10 protein-coding genes are annotated in these 10,464 nt (G+C 73.7%); 9 read left to right on the forward strand and 1 reads right to left on the reverse strand.

From position 1 onward, the window contains the following. Window positions 1–120: 120 nt before the first annotated feature. Window positions 121–912, reverse strand: a complete 792-nt coding sequence (locus ABT369_RS01270) for an IclR family transcriptional regulator (protein WP_350609369.1) — start codon at window positions 910–912, stop codon at window positions 121–123. Window positions 913–1,078: 166 nt separating this feature from the next. On the opposite strand from ABT369_RS01270, the gene ABT369_RS01275 reads away from it, so the two are divergent. From ABT369_RS01275 to ABT369_RS01315, 9 genes are all read left to right on the forward strand, one after another. After that, window positions 1,079–1,984, forward strand: coding sequence for a dihydrodipicolinate synthase family protein (locus ABT369_RS01275; protein ID WP_350609371.1), 906 nt, complete (start codon window positions 1,079–1,081; stop codon window positions 1,982–1,984). Further along, window positions 1,981–2,733 (forward strand): MBL fold metallo-hydrolase, encoded by a 753-nt coding sequence (locus ABT369_RS01280; protein ID WP_350609373.1) that lies wholly within the window; start codon window positions 1,981–1,983, stop codon window positions 2,731–2,733. Before ABT369_RS01275 ends, ABT369_RS01280 begins: the two co-directional genes overlap by 4 nt. Continuing rightward, window positions 2,730–3,473: an SDR family NAD(P)-dependent oxidoreductase gene (locus tag ABT369_RS01285; RefSeq protein ID WP_350609375.1), complete on the forward strand. Its 744-nt coding sequence runs from the start codon at window positions 2,730–2,732 to the stop codon at window positions 3,471–3,473. The genes ABT369_RS01280 and ABT369_RS01285 overlap by 4 nt, the downstream gene beginning before the upstream one ends. 30 nt (window positions 3,474–3,503) lie before the next feature. After that, window positions 3,504–4,469, forward strand: coding sequence for a Gfo/Idh/MocA family protein (locus ABT369_RS01290; protein ID WP_350609377.1), 966 nt, complete (start codon window positions 3,504–3,506; stop codon window positions 4,467–4,469). A 112-nt stretch (window positions 4,470–4,581) separates the two neighbouring features. Then, a complete protein-coding gene (locus tag ABT369_RS01295) occupies window positions 4,582–5,724 on the forward strand; it encodes a sialidase family protein (protein WP_350609379.1) in 1,143 nt (380 codons plus the stop codon). Between the two features lie 64 nt (window positions 5,725–5,788). Next, window positions 5,789–7,384 carry an ABC transporter substrate-binding protein gene (locus ABT369_RS01300; RefSeq protein WP_350609381.1) on the forward strand — a complete coding sequence of 532 codons (1,596 nt, stop codon included), beginning with the start codon at window positions 5,789–5,791 and terminating at the stop codon, window positions 7,382–7,384. Window positions 7,385–7,425: 41 nt separating this feature from the next. Continuing rightward, window positions 7,426–8,382 (forward strand): ABC transporter permease, encoded by a 957-nt coding sequence (locus ABT369_RS01305; protein ID WP_350609383.1) that lies wholly within the window; start codon window positions 7,426–7,428, stop codon window positions 8,380–8,382. A 10-nt stretch (window positions 8,383–8,392) separates the two neighbouring features. Then, window positions 8,393–9,295, forward strand: a complete 903-nt coding sequence (locus ABT369_RS01310; RefSeq protein ID WP_350609385.1) for an ABC transporter permease — start codon at window positions 8,393–8,395, stop codon at window positions 9,293–9,295. Next, complete coding sequence (locus tag ABT369_RS01315; RefSeq protein WP_350609387.1) at window positions 9,292–10,293, forward strand: ABC transporter ATP-binding protein; 1,002 nt, start codon at window positions 9,292–9,294, stop codon at window positions 10,291–10,293. Before ABT369_RS01310 ends, ABT369_RS01315 begins: the two co-directional genes overlap by 4 nt. The last annotated feature ends 171 nt before the right edge of the window (window positions 10,294–10,464 follow it).

A 10,464-nucleotide genomic window follows, 5' to 3' on the forward strand; every position in this document is an offset into this window, starting at 1 on the left:
CCCGCCCCGCCTCCCGTCAACCCCTCAGCCCGCGAAAGATGATCTCGTCTCCCGTATCCCGCCTGGCGCTTCGCGGCTCGCCGCCGCCTGCTCCCGCCCCGGCGTGCGGCCGGCCCGGCGTCAGCGGGGCACGGCCCGGGCCGCGTCGGCCAGGGCGGTCATCTGCTTCTTGAGCAGGTGCGCGATGCGCTGGGCGTCCTCCGAGGCGAACCGCGACGCGGGCGCGCTGAGGCTCAGCGCCGCCGGCACCGCGAGGCCGTCGACCGGCACCGCGACGCAGCGGCCGTCGGGCTGGTTCTCGCAGTCGTCGAGGCCCCAGCCCCGCTCCGCGGTGAGCTTGACCTCGTTGAGGAACACGTCGATCGACGTGATCGTGTCGGCGGTGAACACGGCCATGCCGGTCTGCTCCAGGATGGCGCGCAGCCGGGCCTCCGGGATCTGCCCGGCCATCACCTTGCCGGTCGCGGTCGAGTGCAGGCAGGCCCGCTCGCCGCGGCTGGCCGCCAGGCGCACCCGCCGCTCGCTCTCGACCACCTCGACGTGCACGACCTCGATGCCGTCGAGCACCGCGAAGTTCATCGTCTCCTCGAACCGGTCCCGCAGCTTGACCAGGGGCGGCAGGACCGCGTCGCGCAGGGCGGCGAGGTAGTCGAAGCGCTGCGGCCGGAACGCCAGGCCGAGCCGGTAGCCGCCGTCCTCGAGGTCGCGCTCGACGTAGCTGCGGGCCTCCAGCGCGGAGAGGTACCGCAGCGTGGAGCTCTTCGGCAGCGACGCCGCCTCCGCCAGTGCGGCCAGTGACATCCCCGTCTCCGGCTGTTGCTGCAGGGCGTCGAGCAGGTCGCACACCCGGTCGACGGCGCGGATCGAGTACGCCGCCCCGCCGCCCTGGCCTGCGGCGTCGTCGTCTTGCATGGATTGCCTCCCCTGTTGACGGTCCGCTCATTGTGCGCTGCCCATCGTGTACCAAGCCTGTTTCGAGCATTGACATGATCCACGCGGACGACTAGAAGGTATACCACGTGCTAGAACGACAGTTTCATTATCGTCGCTATATTGCCGGCGCCGAAGGGAGCCCCCAGTGCCCGAGGTCGTCCCGCCCCTGATCACTCCGCTCACGGCCGCCGGTGCGCCGGACCTGCCGTCCCTGGACCGGCTCGTCCGCCACGTGGTCGCCGAGGGCGCCGACGGCGTGCTCGTGCTCGGCTCCACCGGCGAGGGCGGCCACCTGTTGCCGGCCGAGCAGGAGGCCGTCGTGGCCACCGCCGCCGCGACGGGCCACGAGGTCATGGCCGGTGTCCCAGCGCTCAACACCCGCCAGGCCGCGGAGCTTGCCGCGCGGTTCGCCGCCGCGGGCGCGCACACCCTGCTGGTCCCGCCGCCCTCGATGTTCCCCCTCGCCCCGGTCGAGCTGGCGGCCCACTTCGCCACCGTGGCCGAGGCGGGCGGCCTTCCGGTGATCGCCTACCACGTGCCCTCGCGCGTTCCGAGCCCCGTCGGCCCGGCGCTGCTGGCGGACCTGGTCGCGAAGGGCGTCCTGGCCGGCGTCAAGGACAGCTCGGGCGACCTCGGCGGCCATCGGGCGGCGGTCCTCGCGGTCGGCCGCGACGCGTCCGGCGTCCGGCTGCTCACCGGCTCCGAGACCTGCATCGACGCCGCCCTCCAGCTCGGCTTCACCGGCGCCGTGCCCGGCCTGGCGAACGTGTTCACCGCCCTGCACCGGGCGCTGGCCGACGCCGCCGGGCGGGGCGAGTGGGCCGAGGCGCGCCGGGTGCAGGACCGGCTGGCGTACCTGCACCGCATCTACGAGGGCCCGCACGGCGAGGCCTCCTTCACCGCCGGCGCGATCGGCGCGCTCAAGGCGGCCCTGGTCGAGCTCGGCGTGATCGAGACCGCGACCCTGAGCGCCCCCTTCGTCCAGGTCGGCGCGGAGGCGGCCGGGCACGTCCGCGCCGTGCTGCGCGAGGCCCGCGAGGAACCGCGGTGACCTGGCCGGCTCCGGTCCGGCTCACGCCGCGGGTCACCCTCGTCGGCAGCGGCACCCTCGGCTTCGGGCTCACCGACGCGCACGACTCGCACGTGTACCTCCTCGACGGCGGCACCGACGCGGTGCTGGTCGACGCCGGCTGCGGGCTGGCCGCCGACCGCATCGCGGCGAACGTGCGGGCCGTGCTGGGCGCGCGGCCGGTGTCGCGCATCCTGCTCACCCACGCCCACGCCGACCACGCCGGCGGGGCCGCCGAGCTGGCCCGGCTGCTCGGCGCGACCGTGTACGCGCTCGCCCCGGCCGCGGCCATCGTCGCGGCCGCCGACGAGGACGCGTCCGGCCTGCGCACCGCCCGGCGGGCCGGCGTCTACCCGCCGGACCTGCACCCACCCGCGGTCCCCGTCCATCCGCTGGACGCGCCGCGGCTGTCCGTCGGGGCGCTCACGCTCGAGGTGCACCCGACGCCCGGGCACGCCGCCGGCCACACCTGCTTCTCCTACCGCGACGCGGGCGTCCGGGCGCTGTTCAGCGGCGACCTGGTGTTCGCCCGGGGCCGGGTCGCGGTCCTGGCCACGCCCGACACGGACCTGGGCGAGCTCGCCGCGAGCCTGCGGGCCGTGCGGGACCTCGCCCCGGACGTGCTGCTGCCCGGCCACGGCGCCCCGGTGCTCCGCGATGCCCGCACGCACCTGGACACCGCGGTCGGGCACCTCGATCGCGGCGCGCTCCCGCCGGGGCTGCTGCCGTGACCGCCCTGGCCGGCAAGGTCGCGGTCGTCACGGGCGGGGCGACGGGCATCGGGGCCGGGATCGTCGCGCGGCTCGCGGACGACGGGGCCGAGGTCGTGCTCGGTGCCATCGACGCGGCCGAGGCGCGACGGGCCGCGACCGGGCTGGCGGCCGACGGGCGCACGATCCATCCGGCCGGGGCCGACCTCGCCACGGCGGAAGGGTGCCGGGCGCTCATCGACGCGGCGCTGCGGTACCGGGGCCGGATCGACATCCTCGTCAACAACGCCGGGATCACCGGCGCCGCGGCCTCCGCACGGTTCGAGGACTACGGCGACGACCGGCTCGACGCCGTGATCGACGTGAACCTCAAGGCGCCCTTCCGGTGTGCCCGTGACGCGGTACCGCACATGCCCCCCGGCTCCGTGATCGTCAACATCACCAGCGTGGCGGCGTACGCCGCGCAGACGGACGCCTCCGCGTACGTCGCCGCGAAGGCGGGCCTGGCCGGGCTCACCCGGGCGCTGGGCTTCGAGCTGGCCGCGCGCGGCATCCGGGCCGTGCACGTCGCGCCCGGTGACATCGTGGTGCGCCCCGGCGGCCCGGCCCCCGGCGACGGCCCGTTCGACCGGCGCACCCCGCTCGGGCGCCGCGGCGACCCGGCCGACATCGCCGCGGCCGTCGCCTGGCTGTGCACCCCGGAGGCGTCCTACGTCACCGGCACCGGGCTGGTCGTCGACGGCGGCTGGACGGCGTACTGACATGCGGAGGACGACACGATGCTCATCGGCGTGAGCGGGCTCGGTTCGATCGGCCGGCAGCACCTCGCGGCCTTCGCGCAGCTGCCCGGGGTCCGGCTCGTCGCGTTCGACCCCGATCCCGGCCGGCGCGCCGCGGCCGAGGCACATCCGGCGGTCGAGCGCGCCGTGGCCGAATACGCGGACCTGCTCGACGCCGGCCCGGGCGCGGTGGTCATCGCCGGCCCCGACCACGTCCACGTGCCGCAGCTGCGCGCCGCCGCCGACGCGGGCGTGCCGCTGCTGGTCGAGAAGCCGGTCGCGGCCGGCCTCGCCGAGGCCCGGGACGCAGCCGCGCACGTCGCGCGGGCCGGGACGCCCGCGCTGGTGGGGTACGTGCTGCGCCACCGGCTCGTCGTCCAGCGCACCCGGCGGCTTCTAACCGCGGGCGAGGTCGGCGAGCCCGTCGCGGTCCACGTCATGCTGGGCGCCTACGGCACCATCGAGGCCGCCGTCGACCGGTTCGGCACCCCCGAGCCCGACCGCCTCTACCGCGACTACTCCCACGAGTGGGACTACCTGCGCTGGTGCTTCGGCCCGATCACGCGCGCCTTCGCGGCGGCGCGGACGGTCGAGGCGGTGCCGCACGTCGAGCGCCCGAACTGCGTCGACGGGCTGCTGGAGTTCGCTTCGGGCCTGCGCGCCACGTTCCACCTCGACTACCTCGAACCCGTCGGCACCCGGACCGTGCAGGTGCTCGGCACCGGCGGCGCCCTGCTCGCCGACTTCGGCCGCGGGAACATCACCACCCGGACCAGGACCCGCACCGAACTGCACGAGCTGCCCGAACCGCCGGCCGTCGCGCTCGCCCGCCAGGCCGCCCACCTCGTCGCCGTCGCGCGGGGCGAGGCCGAGCCCGTGGTCACCCTCGCCGACGGCGTCGCCGCGCTCGCCGCGTCCGAGGCCGTCCGCGCGGCCGCCGCGACCCAGCGGTGGCACGCCCTGTCGTTGCCGGATTGAAACGTGCGTGCCGCATGACTCCCGCGCTCCGATCTTGACCCCGATACGGGCACGGTCTACATTCCCAAAAAATAAAACGCACGATTCACTAGATGAAACGCTGGAGGTTCGGGTGACGCAGTTCCAGATCGCCGGCGTGGGCGTGGTCGTCGACGCGGTCCCCGCGATGTTCCCGGGGCTCACGCGCACCGGGGGCGGCGAGCTCGTCGCGTCGTTCTCGACGGTGCCGGACGGCTGGCCCGGCGGCACGGTCGGCGTGGTGCGCTCCGGCGACGAGGGCCGCACCTGGTCCGCGCCGCAGATCGTGGCCACCCCCGGCGACGGGCAGGACGCGATCCTCAACGCGGTCGCCATCACCACCCTGCGCGACGGGACGCTGCTGCTGCCGTACAACGGCGTCCGCTGGACCCCGGGGCTCGGCGTGGCCGGGCGGGTCATCTCGGCCCACCTGCTGCGCTCGGCCGACGGCGGCCGCAGCTGGACCGGCGGCGAGCCGATCGACCTGGACTTCCACAGCCCGGCCGTCTACGGCGAGATCGTCGAGCTGGCCGACGGCCGGCTGCTGTGGCCGGTCTGGGGCCAGCGCACGGCGGCGGAGCGGTGGCGCTCGGCGCTGCTGGTCTCCACCGACGCCGGCGCGTCCTGGAGCGTCGGCTCGACGATCGCGTTCGACCCCGACGCCCGGCTCGCGGGCGCCTACGCCTCCCCGGAGGTCTCCGGGCTCGGCGCCGACGGCAACCCCGACGTCTCGGTCACCACGGACCCCGCGTTCCGGCCGCACAGCCCGATCGACGGGTTCAACGAGACCACGGTGCTCGACCTCGGCGCCGGGCGCCTGCTCGCGATCGTGCGCCAGCAGGGCATCGGCGGCGACACCACGATGCGGCTGTACCGCGCCGAATCCGCGGACGCCGGCGCGACGTGGAGCCCGTACGTCCCCCTGGGCTTCACCGGCATGTCCCCCCTGCTGCACCGGGCCGAGGACGGCAGCCTGCTGCTGGCCACCCGCCGGTGCGCACCGGAAGGCGGCGACGACACCCCCGGTGTCGAGGTGCGCCGCAGCCACGACGAGGGCCGGTCGTTCTCCGACCCGCTCCCGCTGGCCGACCCGCACGGGTACCGGTACACCGCCGAGTACCAGTGCGGCTACCCCGCCATGGCGAACCTGCCCGGCGGCGACGTCCTGGTCATCTTCTACAGCTTCGCTCCCAACCGGGGCCGCTACGTCGCGTGGAACCAGCTCCGGCTCGCGTAGAGCCCCCGTGACCAGTCGGTACCCCGTTGACCAGTCGTTTTTGACTCCTGGAAGGCTCATGATCATGCGACGACACACCCGCGCCCTGCTGGCCGGCCTCGCCGTGCTGGCCCTGGCGCTGGCCGGCTGCTCCGGCCCCAGCGGTGGCGACGCCGGCGGCAGCCGTGATGCGACCGTGCAGCTCTACCAGGCCCCGCGCGGGTTCAACCCGCTGCTGGCCTCGATCGGCCCCGACCACCTGATGGAGCAGCTGCACTGGGACTCCCTGGTCTCCGCGGCCGGCGACAGCACCTACGGCGCCCGGCTCGCCGAGCGCTCCGAGGTCAGCGCGGACGGCAAGACCTGGACCTTCCACCTCGTGCAGGGCGCGAAGTGGAGCGACGGGACGCCCTTCACCGCGAAGGACGTCGTGTTCACCTACAACCTCTACGCCAACCCGAAGAGCGGCAGCGGCTACGTTGGCAAGTTCGCGAACGTCAACGGGGCCAAGGCCTTCAAGGACGGCACGGCGACGAGCGTGGCCGGCTTCCAGGCGCCCGACGACAACACCTTCGTCATCCAGCTCGACCAGCCCAACGTCGCGTTCCTCGACGAGCTCGTCCAGCCGATCATGTTCATCCTGCCCGAGCACGTCGTCGGCAAGTTCCCGGTCGACGGGCTGACCAACAACCCGTTCTGGCGCAACCCGACCGTCGGCCTCGGCCCGTACGTCTTCTCCCGGTGGGTCACCGCCGACCAGGTCGAGTTCAAGGCCAACCCGAACTACCGCAAGAAGCTCGGCCTCGACCGGGTCTTCGCGCAGTACCTCACCACCGACGCCGCCATGGCCCAGCTGCAGACCGGCAAGCTGGACTACGCCCAGGTGGCCGCGCCCGACGCCAAGCGCGTCGAGGGGCTCAAGGGCGTGAAGCTGCAGCGGGCCGAGGGCCCCGGCATCTTCGCCCTGCACACCGCGGTCGACTCCGGCAAGCTCGCCAACCCGCTGGTGCGCCAGGCGATCATGTACGCCATCGACCGCGACGCCCTCGTCAAGCAGGTGCTCAACGGCGAGGGCAAGGTCGTCGACACGCTCGTGCACGGCCCGTCGTGGGCGGTGCCGTCCGGCCTCACGCACTACGGCTACGACCCGGCGAAGGCCAAGGCGCTGCTGGCCCAGGCGGGCTGGAACCCGGCGACCGAGGTGCGCATCGAGCTCACGCCCGGCCAGCGCGACCGCGACACCGCCGCGACCATCATCGCGGCGCAGCTCAAGGAGGCCGGCATCAACGCCAAGGTGCAGAACTACCAGGCGGCCGAGCTGTCCCAGGCGCTGGGCAAGCGGGACTTCGACCTGCTGATCTCGGCCTACGGCCAGTTCACCATCGACCCGGCCTCGATGAACGCCCGGCTGTCGTGCGCGGCGGTCGGCGGCACGAACATCACCGCCTACTGCAACAAGGACCTCGACGCGCTGCTGAACCAGGGCATCGCGACGAAGGACCAGGCCCAGCGCCAGCAGATCTACGCGCAGGCGCAGAAGATCGTCAACGAGCAGATGCCGATCCTCGTGATGTACGTGCCGAACACCATCGCCGCGACCAGCGACCGGCTCAAGGGCTTCCAGCTCAACCCGTCGGTCGTGGACGCCTTCTGGAACGCCGCGGACTGGTCGGTGAGCTGACCTCGCCCCCGACGGCCGCGTCTCGATAGGAGAGTGAACATTTGATCGCGTTTCTCGTCCGGCGCCTGCTGGTGTCCGCGGTGGTGCTGGTCGGCATCAGCGTGCTGCTGTTCGTCCTGCTGCAGCTCATGCCGGGCGATCCGGCCGAGATGATGATCGATCCGATGTCGTTCTCCGGCGACCGGGACGCGGCCGTCGCGCTGCGCCGCCACGAGCTCGGGCTCGACGCGTCGCTGCCGGTGCAGTACTTCCACTGGGTCGCCGAGCTGCTGCGCGGCAACCTCGGCTTCTCGTTCAGCAGCGGCCAGCCGGTCACGCAGGTGATGGCCGAGCGGCTCGGCCCGACGGTGTCGCTCATGGGCACCGCGCTGCTGATCTCGCTGCTGGCCGGCATCCCGATGGGGATCGTGGCCGCGCTGCGGCGCAACAGCGCCGTGGACTACGGCACGACCGTGGTGAGCCTGCTGGCCATCTCGGTGCCGAGCTTCTTCGGCGCGCTGCTGGGCATCTACGTCTTCGGCCTCAAGCTCGGCTGGGTGCCCACCAGCGGGATGAACTCGATCGGCGGCGGCGGCTTCCTCGACTCGCTGCACCACCTGGTGCTGCCCGCCTGCATCCTGGGCTTCGCGCTCGCCGGGCCCTACGTGCGCTATGCCCGGGCCGGCATGCTCGAGGTGCTCGGCCAGGACTTCCTGACCACGGCCCGCTCCAAGGGCCTCACGAGACGAAGAGTCATCGGCCGCCACGCCCTGCACAACGCGCTCATCCCGCTCGTCACCGTGGTCGCGATCCAGATCCCGACGCTGTTCGCCGGGGCGGTCGTCGTCGAGCAGATCTTCGCCTGGCCCGGCATGGGCCGCATGGCGCTGGACGCCGTGCTCGCCCGCGACTACCCGATCCTGCTGGGCTTCGTGATGGCGGTGGCGGTGCTGGTCCTGCTGTGCAACCTGCTGGCCGACGTCGCCTACGCGCTCATCGACCCCCGAATCCGGCTGTAGGAGGCCCCCGATGACTGTCACTGACGTCCCGGCCCCCGCGGCCGCCCCGCCCTCGGGCGCCGGGCACGCCTCGCCCGGCCGGCTCGCCGCCCGCCGCTTCTTCCGGCACCGCCTCGCGCTCGCCGGGCTGATCATGCTCGGCCTGTTCGCGCTGGCCGCGATCGTGCTGCCCTGGATCCTCGGCACCGACCCGAACCAGGTCATCCCGACCGCGATCCGCCAGCCGCCCGGCGCGGGGCACCCGCTCGGCACCGACTCGGCCGGCCGCGACGTGCTGGCGCGGCTGCTCGTCGGCGGCCGGATCTCGCTGCTCGTCGGGCTCAGCTCCGCGCTCGTGGCCACGCTCATCGGGCTCATGCTCGGCGCCGTCGCCGGCTACTTCGGCGGCTGGGTCGACGGCGTGCTGAGCCGCTTCGCCGACGTCGTGCTCGCCTTCCCGAGCCTCATCGTCATCATCGTCGTGGCCGCGTTCGTCGGGCCGAGCCTGCCGACGCTCATCCTGTCCATCGGGCTGTTCGGCTGGCCGACGCCGTTTCGCATCGTGCGCGGCCTGACGCTCTCGCTGCGCGAGCAGGACGCGCTCGTCGCGGTCGCCGGGCTCGGCGCCGGGCCGCTGCGCATCCTGCGCCGCCACGTCGTCCCCGTCGTCGTCGCCCCGCTGACCGTCGTGGCGACCCTGGCCGTCGCCCAGGCGATCCTGCTCGAGGCGACCGTGTCCTTCCTCGGCCTCGGCGTGCCGCCCCCGACCGCCAGCTGGGGCAACATGCTCAACGACGCCCAGTCGCTGACCATCCTCGAGACGATGCCGTGGCTCTGGCTGCCGCCGGGCATCGCGATCGCCCTGACGATCCTCGCCGTGAACTTCATCGGCGACGGGCTGCGCGACGCCGCCGACCCGAGGAGGGGCCGGTGACCGGGGCGCCGCTGCTGTCGGTGACCGGCCTCGTCACCGAGTTCGGCGTGCACGGCGGCGTCGTGCCCGCGGTCAACGGGGTCTCCTTCGACGTGTACCCGGGGGAGACCGTCGGCATCGTCGGCGAGTCGGGCTCGGGCAAGAGCGTCACCGTCATGTCCGCCCTCGGGCTGCTGCCGTCCACCGGGCGGGTCGTCGCCGGCCGGGCCGAGTTCGGCGGCCGGGACCTGCTGGCCCTGCGCGAGCAGGACCTGCAGCACGTGCGCGGCAAGGAGATCGGGCTCGTGTTCCAGGACCCGATGACCGCGCTCAACCCGGTCATGACGGTCGGCGCCCAGGTCGCCGAGGGGCTGCGCCGCCACCAGGAGGGCCTGACCCGCCGGGCGGCCGCGGCCCGGACGGTCGAGCTGCTGGCCGAGGTCGGCATCCCGGACCCCAAGCGCCGGGCGCGGCAGTACCCGCACGAGTTCTCCGGCGGCATGCGGCAGCGCGCGATGATCGCGATCGCGATGGCGAACCGGCCGCGGCTCATCATCGCCGACGAGCCCACCACCGCGCTGGACGTCACCATCCAGGCCCAGATCCTCGACCTGCTGCGCCGCGTGCAGGCCGAGACCGGGGCCGCGCTCATGATGATCACCCACGATCTCGGGGTCATCGCGGAGATGACGCGGCGGGTCATCGTCATGTACGCCGGCCGCGTCGTGGAGACCGCGGACGTCGACGCCACCTTCCACGCCGCCCGCCACCCGTACACGCGGGCCCTGCTGCAGAGCCTGCCGAAGCTGTACCACCGCGTCGAGGAGCTCCCCGCGATCGGCGGGCAGCCGCCGAACCCGCAGCACCTGCCGGACGGGTGCGCCTTCCGGCCCCGGTGCGCGCGCAGCAACGGCCGCGAGGCCTGCCTGACCCGTCCCGAGCTGTTCGAGACCGGCCCCGGGCACCGGGCCGCGTGCCACTTCCACGCCGAGACCGTCGAGGAGGAGGTGTCGGCATGAGCGGTACGGAGCGAAGCGGAGTGGCCGCTCATCAGCAGCACAGCCTTCACTCAGGCCGGCGCCGGAGCGAAGCGGAGGTGTCGGCATGAGCGGTACGGAGCGAAGCGGAGTGGCCGCTCATCAGCAGCACAGCCTTCACTCAGGCCGGCGCCGGAGCGAAGCGGAGGTGTC

It is taken from the genome of Dactylosporangium sp. NPDC000244 (genome assembly GCF_040300725.1).
Classification (GTDB): domain Bacteria; phylum Actinomycetota; class Actinomycetes; order Mycobacteriales; family Micromonosporaceae; genus Dactylosporangium.